The 26,524-nt window shown below is 66.0% G+C and carries 26 protein-coding genes and 1 pseudogene; 12 read left to right on the top strand and 15 right to left on the bottom strand.

Annotation, left to right across the window (positions count from 1 at the left end; translation table 11 throughout):
- Positions 1–4 precede the first annotated feature (4 nt).
- The 3 genes and pseudogenes from SPICUR_RS10140 to SPICUR_RS06855 all read right to left on the bottom strand — a co-directional run bounded on the left by SPICUR_RS10140 (position 5) and on the right by SPICUR_RS06855 (position 2,958).
- Positions 5–691, bottom strand: coding sequence for an NAD(P)/FAD-dependent oxidoreductase (locus SPICUR_RS10140; protein WP_023367432.1), 687 nt, complete (start codon positions 689–691; stop codon positions 5–7).
- A gap of 227 nt (positions 692–918) precedes the next feature.
- A pseudogene (locus SPICUR_RS10250) lies at positions 919–1,338 on the bottom strand (FAD-dependent oxidoreductase); the annotation flags it as partial.
- Positions 1,339–1,449: 111 nt separating this feature from the next.
- Entirely contained in the window at positions 1,450–2,958 is a 1,509-nt protein-coding gene (locus SPICUR_RS06855; protein WP_023367428.1) for a protein adenylyltransferase SelO, read from the bottom strand.
- Positions 2,959–3,023: 65 nt separating this feature from the next.
- On the opposite strand from SPICUR_RS06855, the gene SPICUR_RS06850 reads away from it, so the two are divergent.
- Together SPICUR_RS06850 and SPICUR_RS06845 are read left to right on the top strand one after the other, a co-directional pair.
- Positions 3,024–3,530 (top strand): disulfide bond formation protein B, encoded by a 507-nt coding sequence (locus SPICUR_RS06850; RefSeq protein ID WP_023367426.1) that lies wholly within the window; start codon positions 3,024–3,026, stop codon positions 3,528–3,530.
- Positions 3,530–5,458, top strand: a complete 1,929-nt coding sequence (locus SPICUR_RS06845) for an ATP-dependent DNA helicase (RefSeq protein WP_023367424.1) — start codon at positions 3,530–3,532, stop codon at positions 5,456–5,458. The genes SPICUR_RS06850 and SPICUR_RS06845 overlap by 1 nt, the downstream gene beginning before the upstream one ends.
- Here the strand turns inward: SPICUR_RS06845 and SPICUR_RS06840 are convergent.
- Positions 5,437–5,826, bottom strand: a complete 390-nt coding sequence (locus tag SPICUR_RS06840; protein ID WP_023367423.1) for an ectoine synthase — start codon at positions 5,824–5,826, stop codon at positions 5,437–5,439. The genes SPICUR_RS06845 and SPICUR_RS06840 overlap by 22 nt on opposite strands.
- 48 nt (positions 5,827–5,874) lie before the next feature.
- Positions 5,875–6,408: a diaminobutyrate acetyltransferase gene (gene ectA / locus SPICUR_RS06835; protein WP_023367421.1), complete on the bottom strand. Its 534-nt coding sequence runs from the start codon at positions 6,406–6,408 to the stop codon at positions 5,875–5,877.
- A 118-nt stretch (positions 6,409–6,526) separates the two neighbouring features.
- Between ectA and SPICUR_RS06830 the strand changes: the two genes are divergently transcribed.
- From SPICUR_RS06830 to SPICUR_RS06805, 6 genes are all read left to right on the top strand, one after another.
- The gene (locus tag SPICUR_RS06830; protein WP_023367419.1) at positions 6,527–7,816 is read left to right on the top strand and encodes an MFS transporter; all 1,290 of its coding nucleotides are present in this window, start codon (positions 6,527–6,529) and stop codon (positions 7,814–7,816) included.
- A complete protein-coding gene (gene tsaB, locus SPICUR_RS06825) occupies positions 7,813–8,499 on the top strand; it encodes a tRNA (adenosine(37)-N6)-threonylcarbamoyltransferase complex dimerization subunit type 1 TsaB (RefSeq protein ID WP_051373248.1) in 687 nt (228 codons plus the stop codon). Before SPICUR_RS06830 ends, tsaB begins: the two co-directional genes overlap by 4 nt.
- 59 nt (positions 8,500–8,558) lie before the next feature.
- A complete protein-coding gene (locus SPICUR_RS06820) occupies positions 8,559–9,047 on the top strand; it encodes a Fur family transcriptional regulator (RefSeq protein WP_023367415.1) in 489 nt (162 codons plus the stop codon).
- 22 nt (positions 9,048–9,069) lie between these two features.
- A complete protein-coding gene (locus tag SPICUR_RS06815; RefSeq protein WP_023367413.1) occupies positions 9,070–9,894 on the top strand; it encodes a M23 family metallopeptidase in 825 nt (274 codons plus the stop codon).
- Positions 9,891–11,444, top strand: a complete 1,554-nt coding sequence (locus tag SPICUR_RS06810; protein ID WP_023367411.1) for a cryptochrome/photolyase family protein — start codon at positions 9,891–9,893, stop codon at positions 11,442–11,444. The genes SPICUR_RS06815 and SPICUR_RS06810 overlap by 4 nt, the downstream gene beginning before the upstream one ends.
- Positions 11,445–11,576: 132 nt before the next feature.
- Positions 11,577–11,996: a DUF423 domain-containing protein gene (locus SPICUR_RS06805; protein WP_023367409.1), complete on the top strand. Its 420-nt coding sequence runs from the start codon at positions 11,577–11,579 to the stop codon at positions 11,994–11,996.
- On the opposite strand, the gene pdeM is transcribed toward SPICUR_RS06805, so the two are convergent.
- From pdeM to SPICUR_RS06785, 4 genes are read right to left on the bottom strand one after another with little or no spacing between them, the layout of a single operon-like run.
- Positions 11,981–12,649 carry a ligase-associated DNA damage response endonuclease PdeM gene (pdeM, locus tag SPICUR_RS06800; protein WP_023367407.1) on the bottom strand — a complete coding sequence of 223 codons (669 nt, stop codon included), beginning with the start codon at positions 12,647–12,649 and terminating at the stop codon, positions 11,981–11,983. The genes SPICUR_RS06805 and pdeM overlap by 16 nt on opposite strands.
- Entirely contained in the window at positions 12,646–15,105 is a 2,460-nt protein-coding gene (locus SPICUR_RS06795) for a ligase-associated DNA damage response DEXH box helicase (RefSeq protein WP_023367406.1), read from the bottom strand. Before SPICUR_RS06795 ends, pdeM begins: the two co-directional genes overlap by 4 nt.
- The gene (locus SPICUR_RS06790; RefSeq protein ID WP_023367404.1) at positions 15,102–16,700 is read right to left on the bottom strand and encodes an ATP-dependent DNA ligase; all 1,599 of its coding nucleotides are present in this window, start codon (positions 16,698–16,700) and stop codon (positions 15,102–15,104) included. Before SPICUR_RS06790 ends, SPICUR_RS06795 begins: the two co-directional genes overlap by 4 nt.
- Positions 16,700–17,713, bottom strand: a complete 1,014-nt coding sequence (locus tag SPICUR_RS06785; protein ID WP_148291332.1) for a ligase-associated DNA damage response exonuclease — start codon at positions 17,711–17,713, stop codon at positions 16,700–16,702. The genes SPICUR_RS06790 and SPICUR_RS06785 overlap by 1 nt, the downstream gene beginning before the upstream one ends.
- 31 nt (positions 17,714–17,744) lie before the next feature.
- On the opposite strand from SPICUR_RS06785, the gene SPICUR_RS06780 reads away from it, so the two are divergent.
- Entirely contained in the window at positions 17,745–18,515 is a 771-nt protein-coding gene (locus SPICUR_RS06780) for an SDR family NAD(P)-dependent oxidoreductase (protein WP_023367400.1), read from the top strand.
- 12 nt (positions 18,516–18,527) lie between these two features.
- On the opposite strand, the gene SPICUR_RS06775 is transcribed toward SPICUR_RS06780, so the two are convergent.
- Genes SPICUR_RS06775 through SPICUR_RS06755 form a run of 5 tightly spaced genes read right to left on the bottom strand, consistent with a single transcriptional unit; the run spans position 18,528 to position 23,368 of the window.
- Positions 18,528–19,979 carry a M20/M25/M40 family metallo-hydrolase gene (locus SPICUR_RS06775; RefSeq protein WP_237220323.1) on the bottom strand — a complete coding sequence of 484 codons (1,452 nt, stop codon included), beginning with the start codon at positions 19,977–19,979 and terminating at the stop codon, positions 18,528–18,530.
- A 23-nt stretch (positions 19,980–20,002) separates the two neighbouring features.
- Positions 20,003–21,793 carry an SLC13 family permease gene (locus tag SPICUR_RS06770; RefSeq protein WP_023367396.1) on the bottom strand — a complete coding sequence of 597 codons (1,791 nt, stop codon included), beginning with the start codon at positions 21,791–21,793 and terminating at the stop codon, positions 20,003–20,005.
- Between the two features lie 5 nt (positions 21,794–21,798).
- Positions 21,799–22,695, bottom strand: coding sequence for an ABC transporter substrate-binding protein (locus SPICUR_RS06765; RefSeq protein WP_023367394.1), 897 nt, complete (start codon positions 22,693–22,695; stop codon positions 21,799–21,801).
- Between the two features lie 14 nt (positions 22,696–22,709).
- Positions 22,710–22,892, bottom strand: a complete 183-nt coding sequence (locus tag SPICUR_RS06760) for a hypothetical protein (protein WP_023367392.1) — start codon at positions 22,890–22,892, stop codon at positions 22,710–22,712.
- Positions 22,893–22,921: 29 nt separating this feature from the next.
- A complete protein-coding gene (locus SPICUR_RS06755; protein WP_041382418.1) occupies positions 22,922–23,368 on the bottom strand; it encodes a ProQ/FINO family protein in 447 nt (148 codons plus the stop codon).
- Positions 23,369–23,499: 131 nt separating this feature from the next.
- Between SPICUR_RS06755 and SPICUR_RS06750 the strand changes: the two genes are divergently transcribed.
- The 3 genes from SPICUR_RS06750 to SPICUR_RS06740 are packed head-to-tail and all read left to right on the top strand — an operon-like array spanning position 23,500 to position 25,407.
- Positions 23,500–23,919, top strand: coding sequence for a hypothetical protein (locus tag SPICUR_RS06750; protein WP_041382417.1), 420 nt, complete (start codon positions 23,500–23,502; stop codon positions 23,917–23,919).
- Between the two features lies 1 nt (position 23,920).
- A complete protein-coding gene (locus tag SPICUR_RS06745; RefSeq protein WP_023367386.1) occupies positions 23,921–24,601 on the top strand; it encodes a uracil-DNA glycosylase family protein in 681 nt (226 codons plus the stop codon).
- Positions 24,598–25,407 (top strand): creatininase family protein, encoded by an 810-nt coding sequence (locus tag SPICUR_RS06740; protein ID WP_023367384.1) that lies wholly within the window; start codon positions 24,598–24,600, stop codon positions 25,405–25,407. Before SPICUR_RS06745 ends, SPICUR_RS06740 begins: the two co-directional genes overlap by 4 nt.
- Here SPICUR_RS06740 and SPICUR_RS06735 read toward each other — a convergent pair.
- Positions 25,404–26,516, bottom strand: a complete 1,113-nt coding sequence (locus SPICUR_RS06735) for a GTP cyclohydrolase II (protein WP_023367382.1) — start codon at positions 26,514–26,516, stop codon at positions 25,404–25,406. The two genes, SPICUR_RS06740 and SPICUR_RS06735, sit on opposite strands and share 4 nt — an antisense overlap.
- Positions 26,517–26,524 lie beyond the last annotated feature (8 nt).

Here is a 26,524-nt window from a genome sequence, read left to right as displayed (position 1 = left end):
CTCCTTAGACCCGACCGCGGAGCATCGCGTTGTAGGCCGCATGGAGCATCCGCTCCTTGAGAAACCATGGGGCCCACTGCGGCTCGAACGGATTGAGGAAATCGAATGAGGGCGTCATCTCGAGGCTGAAGTCGAATTCGACCAGCATCGCCTGACCCTTCTCGGTGATCAGTGGGCAGGACGTATAACCCGTCCACTCCATCGGGAATTCCCGATCGTCGATGGCGGCGACCAGATTATCCGCCACCACCGGGGCCTGTGCCTTGACGCTGGCGGCCGTCTTGCCCACTGGCGTTCCGACAACGTCACCGGCGCCGAACACGTTCGGGTAGCGGCGATGCTGCATGCTGTACTGATCCACTTCGAGCCAGCCCTGGAAGTCGCCCGTCTGCCAGCCGAGATCACCGTTGCGGATCATGTCCGGTGCCGACATCGGTGGGACCACATGGATGAAATCGTAATCGACCGTCCGTGATCCCTGTGGTGTCGCGAAGGTGGCCCGCCGATTGGCCGGATCGATGCCGGCGAGCGGGTGGTTCCAGTCAATCGCCACATTCCGCTTGTCCGGGAAATACGATGTGAGGAACTCGTGAATGTCCGGCTGGGAGAAAAGCCCCTCACCCGGCGGCAGATAGTGCATCTCGGCACGATCACGCATGCCGCTGTCCTGCAGCGCATCCTCGATGAGCATCGTGACCTTAAGCGGCGCTCCTGCACACTTGATGGGTCCCGGTGGTCGGGTGAAAAGCCCACACCGCCATTATGGATGTAGTCGCGGGCGGCGTCCCAGGTCCGCGCTGCGTTCTCCGGCGTGTCGTAAACGCAACCCAGCCCGTTGCTGCCGATGAGGTCCGCATCCATTCCCTCAATCTCGTCGAAGTTCAGCTGCAGCCCCGTTGTGACCACCAGGTAATCATAGTCGACCCGGTCGCCCCCGGCGGTCTCAACCTGATTGCGGTCCGGATGGAAGGCGACGACGTCGTCCTGGATCCATTCCGCACTGTCCGGCATGTAGCGGGCGTTTCGGTCCTCGACGTGATCCGCTTCCCAAACGCCCGTGGCAACCAGTGTCAGTCCGGGCTGATAAAGGTGGACCTGCTGACTGTCGATGAGTGTGATCCGCGCGCCGTCGAGCTGGCGGTTGAGCCGTGTGGCAATCGACAGACCGGCCGCGCCGGCCCCGGCGATCACGATCCGGGCGTTGGTTGATACGGCCTTCGCAGCGCCGCTTGCGACGAGCGCGCTACCGCCGATACCGGTTGCCGCGGCGCCCGCCGCCACGGCGGAACCGGCGAGAAAACGCCGGCGGGAAGGATGGGTCGGATAAGCGTTCGTCATGTGTCCTCCTCACGGAAGGTTCGCCTGACCTTCTCGTGACCAGCCTCCCGCGATCAGGAGGGAAACACAGTGACTTTGTCACGCTCCGGGACTGTCGTTGTGAGTGCCCGGTCAGGTCCCGCAGAACGTAGCGGGGATCCGCTCATCAAGGGCCGGCGGTGTCTGCAGCCACTGCGATGCATCAACGGGTTGATAGGGCGACCGAAGCGCCGCCAGTAGCTGTTCAGTCGGCTCCATATCACCCTGCCGAGCCGCTTGTATGGCCATTTCCAGACGGTGATTGCGGGGTATCACAGCGGGGTTGGTCGCATTCATGCGCGCCCGCCTCTGTGACTCGGTGACGCCGGCCTGCTCGAGGCACACCGCGTAATCCGCCATCCAGCGCCGCCATTCGTTGTCGTCTCCCAGCCACTGGGCCATGGCATCGATCTGTCGGTTGTCGTCGGGTGATCCCTCTGCCAGGGCGCGCCAGCTATTCGTGAAGTCGGCCTCGTGGCGGGCCATAAGCCCTAGAAAACGCTCAGCCAGTTCGCTGCCCTCAGCCGACGCCACTGGGGTCTCGTCCTGGTGATCGATCAGCCCCAGTTTCGCCGCCAGGACCCGGTTATAGCAGGCTTCGAATCGCGTCGAGTAGGACGCCAGAATGCCCTCGGCCCGTTTGACAGCGGTGTCCTCATCGTCGTCCAGCAGCGGGATCAGGCACTCCGCCAGCCGTGCCAGGTTCCAGTGACCGATGCGGGGCTGCTGGTTCCATGCATACCGGCCCCGCGCATCGATGGAACTGAATACCCGATCGGGCCGGAAGCCATCCATGAACGCGCAGGGTCCATAGTCCAGTGTCTCGCCACTGAGGGTCATGTTGTCGGTGTTCATCACACCGTGGATGAAGCCCACCCGGAGCCACTCACTGACCAGTACGGCGGTGCGATCGGCGACCCGCTGCAGGAGCCCGGCGGCACGTTCCGCTGCCGGCAGCGCCCGCAGATCCGGGTCATGCCAGTCGATGGCGTTGTCGGTCAGCGTCTGCAGCGCCGCCGTATCGCCGCGGTGCGCAAAGTACTCGAAGGTCCCGAAACGCAGATGGCTTGCCGCCACGCGGGTGAGTACCGCACCCGGTTCCGGCCCGAACTGCCGGTCGATCGTCTCACCGGTCGTTGCCGCCGCGAGCGCCCGGGTCGTCGGGATGCCGAGTGCGTGCATGGCCTCGCTCACGACATACTCCCGCAGCACCGGGCCCAGCGCCGCACGGCCGTCGCCGGCGCGTGAGAAGGGCGTCGGACCGGATCCCTTGAGTTGTAGATCACGCAATCGCCCGTCCCGGCCGGTGAGCTGGCCGAGGATCAGCGCCCGGCCATCACCGAGTTGTGGGACCGGTTGCCCGAACTGATGACCGGCATAGGCGAGGGCCACCGGGCGAGTGCCGGCGGGTAATTGTGTCCCGGTCCAGAGTGCCGCCGCCTCATCGCCCCGGAGCCATTGCGGATCGAGACCCAGATCCGCGGCCAGGTCGTGATTGGCGAGCTGCATGGCGGGTGCGGGCGCCGGTCGTGGCTCGCAGAACGCATAAGCGGCGTCGGGGGCTTCGTCGGGGTAGCGGTTATCAAGTGATAGCAATGTCATGCCATCACGGTATCCGATGACGGATGGGGATGGCGAGGCCGGCGCCCATTCGGCAGACTACGTGGATGATCGCGTTCATCAAGCAACAGTGGCGGCAACCGGCCCGGGTCAATCTTTTCATCGCGCTGGTGTGTTTTGGCCTGGTGGGGTTCGCGCTGGTGCTTGAGGGGGTCGGCGGAATGGAGCCCTGCCCGCTCTGTGTGTTCCAGCGAATCGCTTTTGTTGCGATCGGGACGGCACTACTGCTGGGCGTATTCTTTCCGGGGCGCATCGTTGCCGCGTTGAGCGCCATTGGAGCTGCCGCCGGGATCGGACTGGCCTGGCGGCATCTATGGCTGCAGTCACTGCCGGCGGATCAGGTGCCGGCCTGTGGGCCCGGCCTGGACTATCTGGTGGGCGTATTCCCGATCACCGAGGTGGTCGGCATGGTGCTCTCGGGCTCCGGGGAATGCGCCGAGGTCGATCGGGTCCTCGGGCTGAGTATTCCGCTATGGACGTTGTTGACCTACGCGATGGTCGGAGCGCTCGCCGTTTACGTGAATCTGGCCGTACGTCGACCGGCGGTGGATTGATGACCGACTACTCCGCGCTTGATCACGCGCTCGCAGCCGATGGCCCACTCGCCGATATCCTTGATGACTACGCGCCGCGTGATGAGCAGCTGCGCATGGCCCATGCGGTCGCCGAGGCGATCGACGGTGATGAATCGCTGGTCGTGGAGGCGGGTACCGGAACCGGTAAGACGCTCGCCTATCTGATTCCAGCGCTCCTGTCGGGCCAGCGGGTGGTGATTTCTACCGGGACGCGGACGCTGCAGGATCAGCTCTATCATCGCGATCTGCCGCTCGCCCGTGCCGCATTGGAGCGCCCGGTCCGTACGGCACTGCTCAAGGGCCGGGGCAATTACCTCTGTCTCTACCGCATGGAGCGAACCCTCGAGGAGGGACGTCTGGAGACCGCGGCGATGGCCGATGGTCTCCAGCAGCTTCGGGCCTGGGCGGGCCGCACGCGTAGCGGCGATCTGGCCGAAGCACCCGCCGGTAGTGCCGAAGGACGGCTACAACCGCGGGTGACCTCCACAGCGGATAACTGCCTGGGCCAGAACTGCCCGCTCTATGCCGACTGTTTCCTGATGCAGGCCCGACGCGAGGCGCAGGAAGCGGATGTCGTGGTCGTGAATCACCATTTGCTGATGGCGGACTGGGCGCTCCGTGAGGGTGGTTTTGGTGAGGTTCTGCCGAGCGCGGACGTTTACATCCTCGATGAGGCCCATCAGTTACCAGAGACCGCCGCGCGGTTTTTCGGCGTCACCATTTCGAGTCGTCAGCTACAGGATCTGGTACGCGACACCCGGCTCGAGCAGCAGCGGGAGGCCGGCGACTCGGCCGATCTCGCGGAACGCGCTGGTGCGGTGGAGCGTCAGAGCTCGGTGTTGCGACTCGCCCTCGGTGATGGCACACGCACGGCATGGGCGGAGGCGCCCGAGGCGGCGATCGAGGCGGCCTCGGACCTTGCCGCCGCCCTCGAGTCGCTGACCGGGGCGCTCGCGCCCCAGGCGGCCCGCGGGCGAGGACTGGAGAACTGCCATAAACGCAGTGATGAACTCCAATCGTCGCTGCGCGGCTTTCTCGCCAATGAGACCGACGCCCGGGAGGTGGCCTGGGTGGAGACCCGGGGCCAGGGGTTCGCGCTACGGCTCACACCCCTGGACGTGGCCGAGCATTTTCGCAGGAGCCGGTCACGCCATGGACAGTCCTGGGTGCTGACCTCGGCCACGCTGAGCGTCAACGCATCGTTCGAGCACTTTCAACGTCGCCTTGGCGTGGAGTCGGCGCAGACGCTGCAACTCGATAGCCCGTTCGACTACGCCGCAAACACCCTGCTATACCTCCCCGCATCGCTGCCGGAACCCCGCGATCCGCGCTTCAACGAGGCCTATCTGCGGGCCGTGGAGCCAGTGCTGGAGGCCAGTGAAGGGCGGGCGTTCATGCTGTTCACCAGTCATCGGGCACTGCAGCAGGCGGCCGAGTGGTTGCGCGGCCGCGGCTGGCCGGCCTTGATGGTGCAGGGCGACGCCGCGCCCAAACAGCTGCTGGAGCGGTTTCGCCAGACGGCCGGGGCGATCCTGCTGGGCACCCAGTCGTTTTGGGAGGGCGTGGATGTGCGCGGGCCGGCGCTGTCCTGCGTGATGATCGATCGGCTGCCATTCGCCTCGCCCGGAGATCCCGTGTTGCAGGCGCGGGCGGCATGGCTGCGTGATCAGGGCCGCAGCCCGTTTGGTGAATATCAGCTACCGGAGGCCATCATCGGTCTCCGCCAGGGCGTGGGTCGGCTGATCCGCGATGCCGCGGACCGTGGCGTGCTGGTGCTCGGTGACAACCGCATTGTCAGCAAACCCTACGGCAGACTGTTTCGTCGCAGCCTGCCACCGATGCCACTCGTCCGCGATCTTGATGCCGTGACCGGGTTTTTCGCCGATCAGTCCTCGACCAGTTCGTAGGCGCCATCCGCGTCATGGGTCTCACGACCCGTGACCGGCGGGTTGAAGGCGCAGATCAGGCGCATGTCCTCTGTCCCACCGCGCAGTACATGGCGGTCGTGCTGGTCGAGTGCATAAAGCACGCCATCCCGCAGCTCATGGCGCTCGCCGGTGGCCAGATCCTCGACGCTGCCGTTGCCCTCGACGCAATAGACCGCTTCGAGATGGTTTTTGTACCAGAGCGTCATTTCGGCGCCGGCCGGAATGATGGTTTCGTGGAACGAAAAGCCCATGCCGTCCTTTTTGAGGAGTAGGCGGCGACTGGTCCAGCCGGGGCCGTGGACTTCACGCTCGGAGCCTTTGATGTCTTCCAGATCAACGATCTTCATGGTTCGAATCCTTTTGCGGTTGAATGCATTGATGGGGTGGTGACCCGTTCAGGGGGCCAGTCGATTGAGTGCCGACGGCCGATACGGGCCGATCGTGAACAGTTCCTCGGTTGGGTGACCTTCATCCGGAAAGTCTTCCGCCCGAAAACAGGGACTGATCTGGCACTCCGCATCCAGCTCCCGGGCCATTGACTGGAACAGAGCCCGCGAGGCGCCGTTGTCGGGGGCGATGGTGGTCTCGAGCATGCTGGCACGGTCAGCGCCAGGCTGTCTCAGGAACGCGGCGATGAGACGCTTGCCCAGTCCTTGACCCTGCAGGCCGGGTCGGATGCCGACCTGCCAGAGGAACACGACCTCGGGATGTCGCGGTCGGCGATAGCCGCTGGCAAAGCCGACGACCCGGCCGTCGTGTTCGGCGATGACGCAGGTATCGGCGAAATCGCGCGCGAGCAGCATGTAGAGATAGCTCGAATTGAGATCAAGGGTCTGTGTATCCCGTGCCACTGCCCACATGGCACCCCCCTCATCGGCGGTGGGTGAGCGCAGCCGGATGCCCTTGTCAGGGATTTCTTCGTCGATCAATTCCGCCCCCCGGGCTGGCCTGTCATGACAGGCACTGATAGTAGCAATGCCGCGGCAGGTCGACTATCCTCGAGACACTTCGCAACGCACTCCACGCCCACCCACGGTCGGTATCCGCATGCAGCGCACGCTCTCACCGCTGATTGCACTGTTCGTATCGTTCGGACTGCTGCTGACTGGTGGCGGGCTGCTCACGACACTGGTCGGTGTGCGCATGTCCGAGGAGGCCTTCAACACCGGCGTCATCGGTATCGTGACGGCCGGTTACTCGGTCGGATTCGTGCTGGCGACGCTGGTCTGCGCCGGTATTATCTCGCGGGTCGGTCACATCCGCAGTTTCGCGGCCTTCGCTGCGATGGCGGCGATCAGTACCCTGGTGTACCCGATGCTGATCGACCCCTGGCTCTGGGGGGCGATGCGGGTGGCCTATGGCTTCAGTCTCGCCGGTCTCTATATGGTGACGGAGAGCTGGCTCAATGACCGGACACCCAGTGAGCGCCGCGGACAGGTGCTCGGGGTCTATAGCATCGTCAGTTACGTCGGCCTGGGTGGAGGGCAGTTCCTGCTGATGATCGGTAAGCCGGGCGGGTTCGAGCTCTTCAGTCTTGCCGCGATGCTGATCGCCGCGGCTGTGGTGCCGGTCACGATCACCCGGATCGCCTCGCCGGCACTGCCGGTGGTCGAGCGGGTCGGCCTGCGCCACCTGTTCGATGCCTCGCCGCTCGGAGTAGTCGGTTCCGCGCTTGCTGGCGTTGTGGGCGGGGCGTTCCTGGGGCTGGCGCCGGTCTATGCCCGCAGCGTCGGGTTCAGCGACAGCCGTATTGCCTGGCTGATGGGGCTGAGCATCCTCGGCGGGTTCCTGCTGCAGTGGCCAATCGGGCATCTCTCGGATCGCTTCAACCGCCGGGATGTGCTGATGGGGGTGAGCTTTCTGATGACCGCCTCCAGCGTTGGCATCGTCTATGTGACCGGCACCAGTGAGCTGCTGGTCATCGGCATGGCGATCCTCTGGGGCGGGTTGGCCTTTACGCTCTATCCGATCTCCCTCTCGCTCGCCAATGACTTCATTGAGCCGCAACAGATGCTGGGTGCCAGTGCAAGTCTGCTGCTGGTTCACGGTTCAGGGATGATCCTTGGTCCGCTGGTCGCCTCGCAGCTGATGTCATTCATCGGTCCGGCGGGGCTGTTCTGGACCCTCGCGGGCGCAGGACTGCTGTTGGGCGGTTTCGCCTGGCTGCGGCAGCGCATTGGTCCGCCGATCCCTGTGGGTGAGCCATCCACCTACCGCATCGTGCCCCAGGAAGCGGTTTACGCCGGTGGACTTGATCCCTATTACGAGGAAATCCAGCTGGAATTCGATTTCGAGGCGGATATCGCCGATGCACCCGAACCGGAGGCCGAGCCATGAACCCGTCATCCGTGATGCTTGGTATCGATGCGACCACCGGGCCTTGCAGCGTCGCGCTGGCCGTCGACGGAACAGTGCTCAGCCGGGTCGCGCATGCGCGCAGGGGCCAGAGCGCTACGATCCTCGCGTTCGCGGATGAGTTGCTGGCGGAGGCCGGGATCGCTCGTCCGGCGGTTGATGCCATTGCCTGTACCCGTGGGCCCGGCAGCTTCACCGGTGTGCGCATCAGCACTGGGGTCGGTCAGGGTCTGGCGATGGGGTTGGATCGGCCGGTGGTGGGACTATCGACCCTCCAGGTCGTCGCCGAGGCCGTGCTGCAGGCCGATGCCGCGCCGGACGGCGCGGTGGTGCTGCTGGATGCACGCATGGGTGAGGTCTATGGCGGACTGTTCCGCCGCGGCGCAGGGACAGAATCAACCACGGTGGCGGTCTCCGCCGAGTGGCTGGGTCCGCCGGTCAGCCCGAGCCTTCCCGCCGGGCAATGGTGCGGCGCTGGCAGTGGCTTCGCCGCCTATCCGCCGCTCGCGCAGGCGACCGGTCTGACGGGGGTCTGGTCCGACTGCGTCCCCGACATGGGAGCGGCCATGGAGCTGGCGCGGCATGCTCTGGCCCGCGGAGACGCCATCCCCGCCGCAGAGCTGGAACCGGTCTATCTGCGCAATCGCGTCGCCCGCCCGGCCTAGGGTTTCCCGTCGGCAAGCGAGCGCTTAGGCTTGATACCCCCAGGCAGGAGACGAGGCGGATGAGGGCTTTCCCCGGCGACGATCACGATCATCAGCACTGCATCGATGAGGCGCTGGCCGAGGCGGAGCGTCTCTGCGCGCAGCGGGGCCGGCGGCTCACCGCGCTGCGACGCCGGGTGCTGGAGCTGATCTGGGAGAGTCACCAGCCGGTCAAGGCCTATGATCTGCTGGCACGGCTGCGGGAAGGGACCGCCGCGGCGGCCCCGCCGACTGTGTACCGGACGCTGGATTTCCTCATGGCTGAGCGGTTTGTCCATCGGCTGGCCTCGATCAACGCCTATGTCGGTTGCGGGCATCCCGAGCACAGTCACAACGGCCAGTTCCTGATCTGCCGCTACTGCCATCGAGTGGCTGAGCTCGATGACGATGCGATCGAGGCATCACTTGACCATCGCGCGGGTGAGCTGGGATTCGTGCAGCTCGAGCAGACTGTTGAAATCGAGGGTATCTGTCCACGCTGTCGCCCGCTGGCGGATGCACCGTCCTGACCTCATGGAAAGGATCCCTGCGATGACCATCACCCATACGACGATCGGACTGCTCCTGCTATGCCTCTCGCTGGGAGCGGCGGCGCTGGAGATGGAGGGGCCCCGTCGCCAGGGTGGTCTGTTGCATGGGCAGGTGGCACCCGACGCCAGGGTCCGGGCGATGGGGCACGAGATCCCTGTGGATGCCGATGGGCGATTCGTGCTGGGACTGGGCCGCGATGCGCCCAAAACCGTGACAGTGACAGCGGTTTTCGCTGACGGCGCGCGTCAGCAACGCACCCTTCGGGTGGCGCGACGTGATTACGACATTCAGCGCATCGACGGGCTCGACCGCAATCAGGTCAGTCCCGATGCCGAGACCCTGAAGCGGATCCGCCGCGATGCGGCGGCGGTTCGGGCGGCTCGATCCAGGCGACTGGCGGCGCGCCACTTCGACGCTGGCTGGGTCTGGCCGCTGACTGGCCCCATCTCGGGCATCTTTGGCAGTCAGCGCATCCTCAACGATGAGCCGCGGCAGCCGCATTACGGTATCGATATCGCGCGGCCCACCGGAACGCCGGTCCGCGCGCCCTCCGATGGGGTGGTGACCCTCGCCGCGAAGGATCTTTTCTTCTCCGGTGGAACACTGATCCTCGACCATGGTCAGGGTCTGTCATCGAGCTTCCTGCATCTGTCGGCGATGCGGGTGGCACCCGGCGATCGGGTCCGTCAGGGCGAGATCGTCGCTGAGGTGGGAGCAACCGGTCGTGTGACCGGACCGCATCTCGACTGGCGGATGAACTGGTTTGACCAGCGTATCGACCCGTCGATGCTGGTTCCCCCGATGCAGGAGGCAAGGCGCGAATGAGCACAATCCGGCGACTGATCGTCGTGCTGGGCGATCAACTTGATCGCAACGGCCCGCTACTCAGCGATGTCGACCCGCGGCAGGATGCTGTCTGGATGGCGGAAACGGTCAGCGACCCGACTGGCGGGGCGGTCCACCAGCAGCGCCTCGTGCTCTACTTCGCTGCGATGCGCCATTTACGCGATGAATTGCGGGAACGCGGCGTGACCGTTCACTACCACGCCGCCGACGATGCCGACCGGTCGGCGACCATCAACGGGCCCGCCGACCGGCTGGCCGCCGACCTGCCGGTGCTGGAGCCCGATACCGTCGTGCTGATGGAGGCGGGCGACTGGTCGGTTGAGCAGGGCCTGTGCGATGTCGTAACCGCGGCGCAGGTGCCCCTGGAGTGGCATCGGGACCGTCACTTTCTGGCAAGCCGCGAGGCATTCCAGGATTGGGCGAAAGGGCGTAAGAGCCTGACCATGGAGTATTTCTACCGCAGCATGCGCAAGCGCCATGACGTGCTCATGGACGGTGGGCAGCCAAGCGGCGGGGCGTGGAATTTCGATAAGGACAACCGCGCCGCCTTCGGTTCGGCGGGCCCGGGTGAGTTACCGGCGCACCCGGTCTTCGAGCCCGATGCCATCACCCACGGGGTGATCGATATGGTCCATCAGCGGTATGGCGATCACCCGGGCGATGCAGCCGACTTCAATCAACCCGTGACGCCTGATCAGGCGCAGGTCGCGCTGGATGATTTCATCCGCTACCGACTGCCGGCGTTCGGGACCTGGCAGGATGCGATCTGGGTGGGCGAGCCGCTGCTCTATCATGCCCGGCTCTCGACCTCGCTCAACCTGCATCTGCTCGACCCACGAGCCTGTCTGGAGCGGGCAGAGGCGGCGTTGGCGGCAGGCGATGCGCCGCTCAACGCGGTCGAGGGATTCGTCCGCCAGATCCTTGGATGGCGGGAATTCATCCGCGGAGTGTACTGGCTGCGGATGCCCGATTATGCCGATTTGAATGCCCTCGACCACCAGGCTGATCTGCCGTCGTTTTTCTGGGATGGGAAGACCGACATGGCCTGTGTCGCCGATGCGATGTCGGCGCTGCTGCGCCATGGCTATGCCCACCATATCCAGCGCCTGATGGTGCTGGGGTTATTCGCTCAGCTCTACGGGGTCCATCCGTACGCCTTCCACGAGTGGCATATGGCGCTCTATCTCGATGCCGCCGACTGGGTCAGCCTTCCCAATGCCCTGGGGATGAGCCAGTTCGGCGACGGGGGTGTCGTCGGAACCAAGCCGTACTGTGCCAGCGGTGCCTACATCGACCGGATGAGCAACGCCTGCGCGCAGTGCCGGTACAACCCGAAAGAGGCGGTGGGCGAGACGGCCTGTCCGTTCACCACTTTCTACTGGGACTTCCTCGACCGGCACGAGGAACAGCTTGCCGGTAATCGGCGACTGCAGTTCCAGTACCGCAACCTGCAGCGCAAGACCGACGGGCAGCGCGCGGCAATCCGTGCCCAGGCGGAGACATTGCGGAGCCGCATGCGTGGGGAATAGACAGAACGGATCACACGGTTGTTGGCGCAGGTCGATGAAGTGCTATACTGCATCGCAACACAGAGTTTACCTCTCTCTCCTCCTCTTGGCCGACACTCCTGTCGGCTTTTTTTTGTGTAAAGGGTTGCAATCATGGATTCGAACGAAAGGATTGCCGGCTATCCCAGCCTCGTGGTGGGCGTCCTGCTAGTGGGTACGGGTGTGCTGCTTGGCGCGCTCGGTGCCCATGCCCTGAATCCTGACCTGCCGGCGTCAACGCGCGCCGCCTGGGAGACGGCCGCGACCTATCAGATGATCCATGGTCTGGCGCTGTTCGTGCTGGGCGCCATGGCCGACCGTTTCCCGGCCGCCCAGGTGCGCAGCCACGCCGCATTACTGATCGGGCTCGGCTGCGTTCTGTTCTCCGGCAGCATCTACTGGCTGGCCCTGGGCGGACCGGGCCTGCTTGGGCCGGTAACGCCGCTTGGGGGTGTCACGCTCATGATCGGCTGGATCTGGGTGCTTCGCTGGCTCTGGATGGTGCGGCGGATGCGGGTTCAGTCCGAGCGCTGAGGGGCGTCGATCCCGAACACGGCGGCCTCACTGGTTACATAGCGCCGTCGTCCCGGCCGTCGCTCAATCAGTACACCGCCGGTCAGACCACCGAAAGCGGGTACCACCAGACCATCGCCGGGTTCGTGAATGAACGCCGGCAGTCGCAGGCTGTCGCCGCCGGCGGCCAGCCGCACCATGGGATGCCAGTGCCCACCGATCCAGGGCCCCGCCGAGGCGTTCTCCGGGGGGTGGTGGCGAAGGATCAGACCGTTTGTCTCGAGTCCCTCGACCCGGCAGTCAACGGCGGGCTCGAGCTGACGGATATCGCGGTCATGGTTGCCAATGATGGCGATGATCGCGAGTGAGGGATGGCCCGTGCGCCAGTCCAGCAGTTGTTGGTGCAGGGCTGGATCGGCGGCGAGCGAGGCGTGCAGGATATCGCCAAGCAGGATCAGTGATCGCGGCTGCCAGGCGTTGATCAGCGCATCCACGCGCTGCAGTGTCGACTGGTTGTCGCCTTCGGGGACCGCAAGCCCGGCGCGTCGGAAGGCCGCGGCCTTGCCCAGATGCAGATCGGCCAGCAGCAGCGCGCCGGTCTGTCGCCAGAACACCGCCCGCTGCGGGAGTAGATCGAGTGTCTGGCCCGCGAAACTGAGTGACTGCAGGGTCATGGTTGACCAGCGGCCTTTTCCAACTGCGCGACCATGCGGGCAACACGATCCTGCCAGTTCTGTGTGGTCAACCGGTTGCGCAGCCGTTCGGCCCAGAGCGGGAAGGCCAGCGGCGTGAACCGATCGGTGGTGTGGATGAGCAGCTCGGCATCCGCCATCTGCTGCAGCGTGGTGCGCAGCCGCTCCACCTCGAGGGTACTGTCGAGCACCTCGCGGCGCGCCTGATCGAGCAGCCGGTTGTCCGGATCGTAGCGATCGATGGTATCGAACATCAGTCCGCTGGATGCCTGTAGCTGCCGCGCGCTCTTGCCCTTGCCCGGATAGCCCTGGAACACCAGTCCCGCCACCCGAGCGATGTCGCGGAACTGGCGGCGGGCCAGTTCACTGGCGTTCATGGCGCTCATCAGGTCATCGATCAGATCCCGGTCGTCGAAAAGGGCCTGCCAGCCTGGCGCATCCAGATGGGGGATGTCGCGGCCCATCAGCTCAAAGCCATAGTCATTGACCGACAGGCTGAAGGTGGCCGGCGTATGCTGCCCGAGCCGCCAGGCGCAGAGCGTGGCCAATCCCTCGTGGGCAAGCCGGCCGGCAAAGGGATAGATGAACACATGTTTCCCTTCGCGGGAGCGTGTCCGTTCGATCAGCAGGGTGCCCGGTCGGGGCAGGGCGGACCACTCGGCCTGTACGCTCAACAGCGGCCGGATAGCCGCCGTCTCCGGTGCCTCGAAGCGGCCCTCAGCCGCATCGGCGAGCAGTGCGAGCACATGGTCGGCGAGGGCAGTCGACAGGGGCAGCCGTCCGCCCTGCCAGCGAGGGACGGCCTGTCGCCGAGCGCTGGCGCGGCGGACGTAGGCGGTCAGATCCCGGACACGGACCAGAGCGAGGCTGCGTCCGGCGAACAGGAACACATCGCCCGGTCGCAGACGCGCGATGAAGCTCTCTTCGATGGTGCCGATATGGCCGCCACCCTGATAGCGCACCGCGATGGCGGCATCGCTGGTGATCGTGCCGATGCTCATGCGATGGCGACTCGCCTGGCTCCGACCGGCGATGCGGTGTCGGCCCTCCGTGTCCCGCACTACGCGTTGGAAATCCGGATAGGCGGCAAGGACCGGACCGCCATGAGTGACAAAGTCGAGTGTCCACTGCCACGCCGCCGGCTCCAGTCCCGCGAAGGCATGTGTGCCGCGGACCTCCGCATAGAGGGCATCGGCGTCAAAGCCGTCACCGGCGGCCAGTGTGACCAGATGCTGAGCGAGGACATCGAGGCTGTCGCGCAGCGGCCGCCGCGCCTCCACCTCACCGGCCGCCCAGGCGCGTCGGGCGGCGGCGATCTCGACCATCTCCAGTGCATTGGTGGGCACGCATAGCACGGTGCTGCGGCGGCCAGGCTGGTGACCACTCCGACCGGCGCGCTGCGCGAGGCGGGCGACGCCTTTGGGACTGCCGACCTGAATGACTCGGTCCACCGGTGCGAAATCCACGCCGAGGTCGAGGCTCGCGGTGGCGACCACGCAGCGGAACGTGCCGGCGGCGAGTCCCGCCTCGATCCGGTCGCGGAGTGAGCGATCGATGGAACCGTGGTGCAGCCCCAGTCCCTCGATCCAGTCCGGACGGGCGCGGACCAGCGATTCGAACCACAGCTCCGCCTGCGAGCGGGTGTTGGTGAAAAGCAGGCAGCTCCCGGGCCCCTCTAGCTCGGCGATCACGCCGTCGATCAGTCGTGTACCCAGATGACCGGCCCATGGAAAGCGCTCGTTGGTCCCGGGTTCGAGGGTGCGGATATCAATGGGGCGTGCGGCCGGGCCCTCGATCAGCCGCCCCGCCGTCGTCTCCTGACCGAGCAGGCAGTCACGGGCCTCGTCGAGATTGCCCAGCGTCGCCGACAGTCCCCAGGTGCGCAGTCCGGGGGAGAGCTGTCGCAGCCGCGCCAGGCAGAGCTCGAGCTGGACGCCCCGTTTGGTACCGATGAGCTCATGCCATTCATCGACAATCACGGCCTGGAGATCCTCGAACTGGCGGCCGGCATCGCGGTAGGAGAGCAGCAGCGAGAGGCTCTCTGGGGTGGTGACGAGGGCCTCGGGTGGCCGCTGACGCTGACGGGTCCGGGTGCTGCTGCGGGTATCACCGGTCCGTTTCTCGACCCGCCAGTCGAGACCCACACCGGCGGCGGCTGTTGCCAGATTCTGGACGGTGTCACCCGCGAGTGCGCGCAACGGCGTGATCCACAGGACTCTGAACCCGGCCGGTCGCCGACCCCCGGCAGCCGCCTCGTCCAGCCCCTCGATCAGCGCTCCGCCCCAGGCCGCCAACGATTTCCCGGAGCCCGTGGCGGAGTGGATGAGCCCACTCTCGCCCCGGCCATAGGCATCCCATGCGGTGTGCTGAAAATCGGCCGGCTGCCAGCCGTTCTGCGCGAACCACTCGGTCAGCCTTGCCCGCGCCTGGGTACTCAAGGCAGCAGCGCCCGCGCCTGGGTCAGCGTATCGGCATCGGCCGGCCCCAGGTCCTCGCGCCAGCGGACGATCCGTGGAAAGCGCAGTGCAAGCCCGGATTTGTGCCGGGACGAGGGGGCAATGCCCTCGAACGCGAGTTCAAAGACCTGCACGGGTTCGACCGAGCGGACCGGGCCAAACCGCTCTTTCGTGTTGCGTCGGATCCATCGGTCGAGGCGCCGGATCTCGCGATCGTCGAGCCCGGAGTAGGCCTTGGCGATGGGCACCAGCTGATCCCCATCGGCGACCGCGAAGCTGTAGTCGGTATAGAGGTTGGCCCGCCGTCCATGACCGGGCTGGGCATAGAGCAGCACGACATCGAGGGTGAGCGGGCTGACCTTCCATTTCCACCATGGGCCACGGGATCGACCCGTGCCGTATCGGGTGTCGCGGCCTTTCAGCATGATGCCCTCGACGCCCCGGTCACGGGATTCGTCGCGGCGGCCGGCAAGATCCGACCAGCTCGTTGATTCAATCAGCGGTGAAATCATGAGCGGCGGTTCCATCGGCGCCATCAGGGCCTCAAGCCGGGTGCGGCGGGATGTCAGTGGCTCACCGCGCAGGTCCTCGCCGTTGGCCTCAAGCAGGTCGTAGGCCATCAGTCTCACCGGGACCTCGTTCATGAACCGACGCGTCACGCGCTTACGCCCCAGACGGCGCTGCAACTGGGCGAAGGGCAGGACGTCGTCCTGCCATGCGAGGATCTCGCCATCGATCACGGTATCCGCCGGCAGTGCGTCGGCGGCCGTGATCAGTTCGGGAAAGGTCTCGGTGACCAGCGCCTCGCCCCGCGACCAGAGATAGACCGCGTCGTCGCGTCGTACCAGCTGGGCACGTATGCCATCCCACTTCCACTCCAGTTGCCAGTCGTCAATGGCACCCAGCGATTCGCGCGGATCGCCCTCGAGGGGATGGGCGAGAAAGAAGGGATAGGGGCGGGAGGCGTCTTCCTGCCCGGAGCTCGCATCGAAGAGTCCGGTGTAGAACGCAGGCTCGGGAGACCATTGGCCCATCATCCGGTGGGCGATGACCGGACGTGGATGACCACTGGCCCGCGCCAGGGCCCGTTCCACCAGGGTCTGTGAGACCCCCACCCGCAGCGCGCCGGTGAGCAGCTTGGTGTGGAGGAATCGCCCTGCCTCGTCGAGCTCGCACCATGCCGTGGTGACCTGATGGCGACGGGTTGCGTCATCCAGATCGCGGAGCGGGAGGATCCGTGACTCCACCCAGGTGGCGAGGCCGGGATCCGCGCCGTCGCCGTCGCCAGCGGTGCGTGTCGGTGTCTCGAGCATCAGCGCGACCGTCTCGGCCAGATCGCCTACATGCTGATGGGTCTCCTCAATCAGCCAGGCGGGCAGGCCGGTCATCTGCGTCAGCCACTCGCGCAGCTGCACCGGGCCGATCAGCCGTTTCAGTCGACGGCCGCTGAGGAAGTAGACCGCCCAGGCGCCGTCAGCGGCTGATACCTGGCGGAAGTACTCGGTCATGGCGTCGACCTTGGCGTTGGTGCCGCGCTGCTCGTCGAGCGCACGGAACAGATCGGCGAAACCCTGCATCAGCCGTCCTCCCCACTGTCTCCGTCATCACCGTAGAGCGTCGCCAGCGGCCGGGCCTGCAGGCCTTGCTCGCCCAGATAGCGGACCAGTTCGTCCGCACGGCCATGGGTGGTGAGGATCTCCCGGGCGCCGGTGTCCTCGATGGTCTGAAGCAGTCCCGGCCAATCGACATGATCGGAGATGACGAAGCCACGATCATAGCCCCGACGCCGGCGGTTACCCCGAATCCGCATCCAGCCGGATGCAAAGCCGAGGGCCGGACGGCGGAACCGGCGCATCCAGGTGGACCCGGCGGCGCTGGGCGGCGCGATCACCAGTGCGCTCGCGTAGTCCTCGTCCTTCGGTGCCTCACTGACCCGATGGGTGTCCGGCAGGGCAATGCCCGCCTCGCGATAGTCCTCGGTGAGTGGTGCTACGGCACCGTGGAGATAGATCGGGCCGGGGCGCTCCGTCGGCAGCGCCGCCATCAGGCGCTGGGCCTTGCCGAGGGCATAGGAAAAGAGCACTGTCGTGCGCCCGTTCGCGGCGTTGCGTCGCCACCAATGGTGGATGTCCGCGGCGACTGTCTCCACCGGCGGCCAGCGGTAGACGGGCAGGGCGAAAGTGGCTTCAGTGATGAAGGTATCGCAGCGCACCGGCTCAAAGGCCGCGCAGGTCGGATCGGGATCACGTTTATAGTCTCCGGAGGCGACCCAGACCTCGCCCTCGTGCTCGACGCGGATCTGTGCCGAGCCGAGGATGTGGCCGGCGGGATGGAAGCTGACCGTGACCGGACCGAACCGCAATGCCTGGCGGTAATGCACGCCGTTGAGCACGGCCCTGGGGCCCAACCGCCGTCGCATCAGCCCGAGTCCCGCATGGCTGCCCCAGTACTCACCGCTCCCGGGGCGGGCATGATCGGCGTGGGCATGGGTGATGAGGGCCCGTGGCACGGGTCGCCAGGGATCGATGTGGAAGTCGCCGGCGGCACAGTAGAGACCCAGACGGGTGGGCTGGATGAGTGGGACTGACATAATTCGATTATAACGCGGCATGAGGACTGGAATGATGAATACGCTCGATGGCGACTCGAACGTCCTGGTGGTGGGGGCCAGCGGGGGAATTGGTGCGGCGCTGGTCGAGCAGCTCCTGGCCGACTCACCCGCGCGCCGGGTCTGGGCAGCCTCGCGGACGCCCCAGGGCCCGCGGCTCACAGCGCTTCGCGAGGCCTATGGTGAGCGCTGTGTGCCGGTACCGGTGGATATCCTCGATGAGTCGAGCATCGCCCGGCTGGCCGAGACGCTGCGTGGCGACAGCCCGCGCCTGCATCTGCTCATCAATGCATTCGGTCTGCTCCACGACGAGGCTCGGGGCATCTGGCCGGAAAAACGCCTCGAGGACATCAATGCCGAGGCGATGCTGGCAAACTATCGGGTGAACGCGCTGGCTCCGGCGTTGATCGGCCGGTATTGCCTGGGACTGCTCAACCATGCCGATCGGGCGGTGTTCGCCAGTCTCTCGGCGCGGGTTGGCAGTATCACCGACAATCGGTTGGGAGGCTGGTACGGCTATCGGACCAGTAAAGCGGCGCAGAACATGTTCACCCGTGATATGGCCATCGAGTGCCGGCGTCGGGCGCGGCGGGTGATCTGCCTCGCGCTGCACCCCGGCACCACCGACACCGGGCTGTCAGAGCCATTCCAGAAGCGCGTCCCCGAGGGCAAGCTGTTCCGGACCGAGTTCGCCGCCGGCAAGCTCCTCGAGCGTATCGATGCGGCGAGCCTTGAGGACTCGGGCGGCTTTTTCGCCTGGGATGGCGCCCCGATTCCCTGGTAGCGCCGGATCCGCTTATCCGGCCGCCGCCTGGGCGGCCAGTGCCTCGGCCACCACACCGCTGAGGCGTTTCGCCATCGGCATGTGGAGGAATTCATTGGGGCCATGGGCGTTCGAGCCCGGGCCCAGCACACCAGTGACCAGGAATCGCGCTGCCGGGAAATGGCGGCCAAGGAGATTCATCAGTGGGATACTACCGCCTTCGCCCATGAAGACCGCCGGTTTGCCAAACCAGTGCTCCGAGCTCGCGACCAGACTGTCCCCCAACCAGCCGGCGAATGCCGGCGCGTTCCAGCCGTTGGCGGCTCCAGCGGCCCGAAAACTGACCTCGGCGCCCTGTGGCGGATTGGCCGTCAGGGTGTCCGCCATCACCCGGGTCGCTGTGTCACCGTCCACGGTGGGCGGCAGCCGGAGCGAGAGCCGCAGTGCAGTCTCGGATCGCAGGACATTGCCGGCTTCAGCGCGTGCCGGTAGGCCATCGGCGCCGATCACCTCCAATGCGGGGCGCCAGGTGCGGTTGAGGATGAGTGTCTGTGTGGAATCGCTGTTTGGCTGGGTCCCATTCGCCCATGGAAACTTCCCGGCCAGATCGCCACCGACGACCGTCGCTGCCCGTTGCGCCTGCTCCTGTCGCTCGGCGGGGATATCGGCCTGGAGCGCTGGCAGGCGGACCGCTCCAGTCGCGGCATCCTCGATGCGATCGAGGAGCGAGCGGGCAATGCGAAAGCTTGATGGCACGACGCCGCCGGCGTCACCGGAATGCACGCCCTGCTCGAGGACCCGCACCCTCAGATCGCCGGCGGCCATGCCGCGCAGCGAGGTGGTGACCCAGAGCTGGTCGTAGTTGGCGCAGCCCGAATCGAGGCAGACCACCAGCCCCGGCTGACCCAGCCGACGGCCGAGATAGTCGATATAGGCCGGCAGATCCGGGCTGCCGCTCTCCTCGGCACACTCGATGAGCAGCATGCAGCGTGGATGGGGGATGCCCTGGTCATGCAGGAGCCGGACCGCTTCGAGCGATGCGAACACGGCATACCCGTCATCCGCCGCACCACGGCCGTAAAGGCGGTCACCCTCGACCACCGGCGTCCAGGGGCCTTTGTCAGTGTCCCAGCCGCTGGCTTCGGGTTGCTTGTCGAGATGCCCGTAGAGCAGGGTCTCACCGGCACCGGTGCCGGGTATATCCACCCATAGCAGCGGGGTCCGCCCGGTCAGACGGATCACCTCAACGTGACTGCCGGTCGGGGCCTGCTGCCGGCACCAGTCCTCCGCCAGCGCGACCGCTGCGTCGATATGGCCGTTGTCCGACCAGTCCCGATCGAAGGCGGGCGACTTTGCCGGGATGCCAATGAACGCCTCCAGTGCCGGGCGGATGCTCTCGTGCCAATCCGCCTCGACCATCTCCCGTGCGTGATCCGGATTGAAATGCGCCCCCATTGAAGCCTCCGATCGATTGCCTTGAGTCATGCCGACAGCCTAGCGGTCCCGCGTTACAGCGGCCAGACCCTGGGGATGATCAGCAATGCCAGGGTCATGGCAATGAGGTTGAGCGGCAGACCAAAGCGGACATAGTCGCCGAAGCGATAGCCGCCCGGGCCAAAGACCATGAGGTTGGTCTGGTAGCCGATGGGTGTGGCGAATGCTGCCGATGCCGCGATCATGATTGCAATGGCGAACGGCGTGGCGGACACACCGAGCGACTCTGCGGCCGCCATGGCGATGGGGAACATCAGCACCGCCGCGGCGTTATTGGTGATCATTTCGGTGGTGACCATTGTCAGCAGATAGATGGCGGCGAGGGCGAGCAGCGGCCGGCCGTCAGTGAGTGCCATGACCTGGCCGCCGATGGCGGCGGCGGCGCCGCTATTGTCCATGGCCTGGCCGATGCCGAGCGCGGCGCCGATGACCAGCAGGACATTCCAGTTGACATTGCGGATCGCTTCGCCGAGCTGCATGCAGCGTGTCACCACCAGCGCCATGGCGGCGAGCAGGGCGGCGTTGAGCATGCTCATCCAGGGCGTCGCCGCGAGCGCCACCATAGCGGCGAGGATCGGTATCGCCAGCCAGGCCTTGTCGTGCTGCGGCGGTGCCGAGTCCTCGACGCCGCTGACGAGATAGAAGTCGCGCGCATCGCGCTGGCGGTCGACGAAACTCGGGTGGGTCTCGAGCAGCAGGGTGTCGCCGGGGCGCAGGACGATATCACCGATCTTGCCGGGCAGCTGACGCCCACCACGGGCAACGGCGATGACGGCGGCCTGATAGCGCTCGCGGAAGCGCCCGGCACGAATGCTGCGGCCCACCAGTGGACAGGCCTCGGAGACAACGGCCTCGACCAGACAGCGCTCACGCCGCGGCTCATTGAGATCCTCGACGGCCCGGGTGGCCGGCCGCAGCCCCCGCATCTTATGCAGGTCGACCACCGACTCCAGCACCCCGACAAACACCAGCCGATCACTGGCGCGCAACCGTTCGCTGGGGCCGACAGCGGGAATGAGCTGGCCTTCGCGCTCAATCTCGGCGAGAAACAGTCCCGGCAGATGCCGTAGCCCGGCGTCCTTGATCGACTTGCCGACCAGCGGTCCGTCGCGGATCACCTCGACTTCGACGGTGTACTGCCGTGGGTCGAGTCGATCGGCAGCGCTGTCACGGCGATCGGGCAGGAGCCATGGAGAGGCTGTTAACAGATACACAAGCCCGACCAGCGTGATCGGTACGCCGACCCAGGCAAGATCAAACAAGCCAAGGCCTTCCATCCCGCGGCCGGCGCTCGCGAGGTCATTGATGATGAGGTTGGTGCTGGTGCCGATCAGCGTGCAGGTCCCGCCCAGGATGGCGGCATAACTGAGGGGCAGATAGAGGCGCGAGGCCGGTAACTGCAGACGTCGCGCGAGGTCATCCACCACCGGCAGGAAGACCGCGACAATGGGGGTGTTGTTGAGAAACGCGCTGAGCGCGGCAACCGGAGTCAGCAGGCCCAGCTGGGCAGAGCGCAGCCCACGGGACCGGGCGATGAGTGGTTCGGCGATCATCGCGATCGCTCCAGTGCGGGTGAGTCCTGAGGCCACGACGAACAGCAGTCCAACCGTGATCAGGCCACTACTGCCAAACCCCTCCGCGGCGGTCGCGGCATCCAGCAGTTGCTCGCTTCCGGTGACTGCGCTTGCTGTGACCAACAGGGCCAGCCCCGTGAAGAGAATGCCCACCGGCGAGGCGAGGCCGGTTGCCAGTCCGCCCAGAACCGAGAGCACGATGAGGATCGTCAGCCATCCCTCCCAACCCATCGGCATTACTCCGTGGCGCGGCGCCAGGCGCCGGGTGCCGGGTCGGTGGCGTCGGTACCGAGGATATGCGCGGTGATCTCGAGACCCGTGAACGCCGCGGGCCCCGGGCGACTGAAGTATCGGTTGCCATCGAGGAGATAGACCTCACCGCGCCGGACGGCGGGGAGTGCGCGCCAGCCCGGCCGCTGTTGCAGCGACTGCAGTCCGGTCGCCGCTCCGCGAATGGACTGTCCGCAGGGGAGTACCAGTACGACCGTTGGTGCGAAATCGCGGACCTGGTCCCAGTCGATTGCGACCGAGTGATCGCCCGGCGCATTCAGCGCCCGGGCGCCGGCCGTCACGATCATATCCGGTACCCAGTGGCCGCCGATGAACAATGGCTCCGGCCATTCCACGGCGAGCACCCGCGCGGTTGAGCGCGGCCGCTCGGCGACCGTCCGCCGCCGTCGTTCGAGTGACTGGATAAGCCTCACGCCCCGATCGGGCACGCCAGCGGCGGCCGCCACCCGCTCGATATCCCGAAGCAGTCCCTTGAGGTCGCGACCATCCAGCGCCAGCACCGTGGCATCGCCAATCGCCCTGGCGGTCAGGCTGTCGGGGGTGGCGGCACAGACATCACAAAGCGACTGCGAGAGCACGAGGTCGGGTCGCAGTGCCCGCAGGGCGTCGCTGTCAGCGCGGAAGTGCGGCGCGCCGCTCGCCAGTCGTGCCCGCACCTCGCGGTCGATCGCAGCGGGGTCCGTTTCCCCGGTATCCAGGGCGGCGATGCTGACGCGTGGCCGATCCATCAGGGCGGATGGCTGGTCGCATTCAGCGGAAATACCCACCAGCCGGTCGGCGAGTCCCAGCGCGGCGACAATCTCCGTGGCTCCGGGAAGCAGCGAGACAATGCGTTGCGCCATCGTTGGAGACTGGCTCAGCGCCGGCGCCGCTGCGCCTGATGATGATCGTCGATCCAGGCCTGCCGGCTGAGGTGGGACTGCAGTTCGCGGCGCAGCTGATCCTCGAATGCACGCGCCTCGAGTTCGGTCTCGACCCGGTCGCGCAGCGAGGCCAGCGCGTCCCGACTCAATGCCTTCAGATCAATGGATGAGCTCACTGGGGTGTCCTGTTGCGGCTTGGCAGGGGTTACTGATTGAAGCGCTCCGCGAGCTGCGAGAGCTTCTCCTGGCGTTTGCGCGCCTCGGCCTCCTCGGCCTTTTGGCGTTTACGCTCGGCGCTGCGCTGTTTCTGCTCAGCACGCTGCTCGTGGGCGCGGTTGATCGCGGACTCGGTGACCGCCTCGACCGCTTCGCCCTGTAGATTGATCCGTTCGTGCCCAGCGATGATGGCATTCAGATACGCCGGTGAGCGGGTGTATCGGGCGAGTGCCTGGCGGATGAGCCAGTTGGGCGCCGCCTGATCGCCATCGTCATGATCAAGGGCTGCGCGCAGGGCCTTTTCAATGCCGATTTCGAGGGGGCGTATCGCATCGCGCTGGCTGCTGAAGCAGGCGGGGTAGCGTTGGGTCAGTTCCTTGAGGAAGTCGCGGGTGCGCTCGGCACGGCGCTGCCTCTGGCGAATCGAGTTGGACATGATCGAGTAGCCGTTGCTCAGGAAATCAATTTCGACAACTAGAGCATACGCGATGCGGATATGGGTCAACAGACCGGCGGTCGGGTTGTATGATGCAGGTGATGAATTATGCGACCGCAAAGGTGGATTTGATGCGAGCAGAGGCCGTCATTCCCAAAAAAGAGCTCCTGCAGATCCTCGAAGACAACCCATTCGAGCACCTCTCGAGCAGCGTCCACGTCATGGACAATCAACGCGGCAGCGGCCATGAGCTCGCCGGCGTGTCTCTGTACTCCAACGCCCGTGGCTGGATGGCGCAGGTCAACTGGCGGGCAATCGTCGACGCCGACGAGATCACCCTGCGGGTCGGCGATGGCGACAGCGGCGAGCGTGCCTACGAGCTCCGTGACCGGGATCACTCCCGGCTTGCCGTGGGTGACGACGGCGGCGACCCGGTCAGTGCGGACGAAGTCTCGGCGCTGGTTGCGCAGTCCCCCCTCGCCAAGAGCTGGGAGGAAGACGTTGTCGGCGTGCTCAAGGAAACCCGCGAGCGCCAGGCGACCGTGCACTGAAATGCGCGATCTCCCCACCGCTCTGATGGAGCGGTTCCAGAGCGCCTCGGAGGGCCTCGCCGGGCGTGATGAAGCCGTCTACGAGGCCGCTGGCCGGCAACCCACCGAGCCGATTTTCGGACTTGGGCCGGCCGATGCCCGGATCGCCTTTTTCGGCCGGGACCCGGGTCGGGACGAGATCCATGTCGGGGTTCCATTCATCGGCGCGGGCGGCCGGCAGGTGCGGCGGGTGCTGTTTCAGCGTCATCACGGCGGCGAGATGAATGGAACCCGCGATGCCCTCGCTGCGGGTGCTCCCTACTTCTGGGCCAATACTGTTCCCTACAAACCACTGGGCAACAAGGCCTGGCCGATGGCGGTGAAGCGACGCTTCCAACCACTGGTCGCCGACGTTCTCCTCGAGCTGTGGAACGGTAGCGACGTCATCACGCTCGGCCGGGAAGCCTTTTTCTGGTTCGGTCTTGGCCAGACGGCGGCGGTCCGTGAGCAACTGCAACAGTACTGGCAGCGCGAGGACCGTTTCGAGCAGTCGCTATGCCTCGATTACCGCGGCCCCGATGGCACACTCCGCCGGTTGACACTGCATCCGCTGCCACATCCCTCGCCGCTCAACGCGACCTGGTTCAAACACTTTCCCGGGCTACTGGCGGCACGGCTGGATCGGTTGGAGACGCTGGCATGACCACCGCGGAGTGGGCGGATCACACCACGCAATCACTGGCCAGCGCCAGTGGTAACGACGCGGTCGCCCTGCTGCCGCTGGGTGCGGTCGAACAGCACGGTGCGCATCTGCCGCTGTCGACGGATGCCTGTATTGCTGAGGGCCTGTCGATGGCCGCGATCGAGCGCTGCACGGGCGGTGGGTCGGTGTTGCGCCTGCCGACACTCAACGTTGGCCAGGGTATCGAGCATGCGGGCTTTCCAGGGACCCTGGCGCTGGAGCCGGCGACCTTCGAGGCGATGCTCTATGACATCGGAGCCTCTGTGGCACGATCGGGATTCCGTCGGTTGGTGATGTTCTCCGCCCATGGTGGCAATCTCGCCGCGATGGACACCGCAGCGCTGCGGCTGCGCCGGGATCTCGGGCTACTGGTCGTGAAGGCCTGCTACTTCGATTTTCCACCCCCCGTCGATGCGATCAGCGCCCGTGAGGCGCGGGAGGGCCTGCATGGCGGTGCGCTGGAGACGGCGCTGATGCGGCACTTCGCACCAACACAGGTGGCGGACCAACAGGCCGATCATGCCGTTTCGATCGAGTATGATGCGCTCGCGGCTTTCAAATGGATTGGTGCAGAGACGCGCCCGGCACGGTTCGCCTGGTTGGCGGGTGATCTGAATCGGACCGGCGTGGCGGGTGATGCGCGGGCTGGCGACGCCGCGCTGGGCGGAGAACTCGCGGCCCATTACGCCGAATCGCTGGCACGCGTTCTGACCGAGACGGCGCAGTTCCCGCTGGCACGACTATCGGCGCCGCAGCCGCGCGCCTAGCGCGAGTGGCGATCGGCGGTACCGGTGATCACCTCTTCCAGCCAGTGGCCGGCCCGCTCGGCCTTGGTGGTCAGATAGCGTTGGTTGTGTCGGTTGAGTGCGCCATGAATCGCCTCGCGCCCCGCGATCTCAATGCCGTGACGCTCCAGCGCGGCGATTTTGCCGGGATTGTTCGTCATCAGCCGAACCCGATCGATGCCGAGGTCGTCCAGCATCGCAGCCGCTACCTCGTAACGGCGCTCATCCGCCCCGAAGCCAAGCAGCCGATCGGCGTCAACGGTGTCCAGTCCGGTGTCCTGCAGGCCATAGGCGCGGAGCTTATTGGCGAGACCAATGCCGCGACCCTCCTGGGCGAGGTAGAGGAGGATACCCCCGCCTTCGTCGGCGATCGTCCCCACCGCGCTTCTGAGCTGCTCGCCGCAGTCGCAGCGCAGCGAACCGAACAGATCGCCGGTGAGACAGGCGGAGTGCATGCGCAGGGCAGGGGTGTCCGGCCATTGCGTGGGATCGCCGACAATCAGTGCCACATGCTCGAGCAGGCCGTCCGCCTCGCGGTAGAGAATGAATCGTGATTGCTCCGCATCCGCCAACGGCACGCGTGCCTCGCTGATACGCTCAGGCTGTCGAGCGTTCTCGATGCATGCGCTATGAATATCGGTTATCTCGATGGAGAGGACCTCGCCGCGCCCGATCTCGTCATTGAGCCGTGCGTCTTCCTCGCCGGTGGCGATGGCGACCAGCGCCGGTAGCAGCGTCGCCTGTCGGGCAAGGTTGAGGGCCTCCTGCTCAGCGGCTTCGGCGGCCCGGCTGCCCCGGTCCACCGGCGAGTCGGCCTGATCGCTCGCGAGCTCGATGGCGGTCTCAACGGGATGATCGGCATCCAATGTCATGGCCAGATCATGACGGTCGCCGTCATCCAGACCCATTGCATGGGCGCGGTGTCGCGTGATCAGCAGGTAGGGGTCGCCGGCGGCGAGCGTTCGCGCGCGGCCCAGCAATGCGTCGCTCAGGTTCTCGAGCGCCAGTATCAGCATTCCGCCGGCCGGATGCGCCAAGTGAACGGGTTCGCCCCGCCTGAGATCGATCAGTGCGCGCCGGATGCGCTGCATGCCTGCTC

It is taken from the genome of Spiribacter curvatus, from assembly GCF_000485905.1.
GTDB lineage: Bacteria > Pseudomonadota > Gammaproteobacteria > Nitrococcales > Nitrococcaceae > Spiribacter > Spiribacter curvatus.
This window is presented reverse-complemented; position numbering and strand designations above follow the sequence as displayed.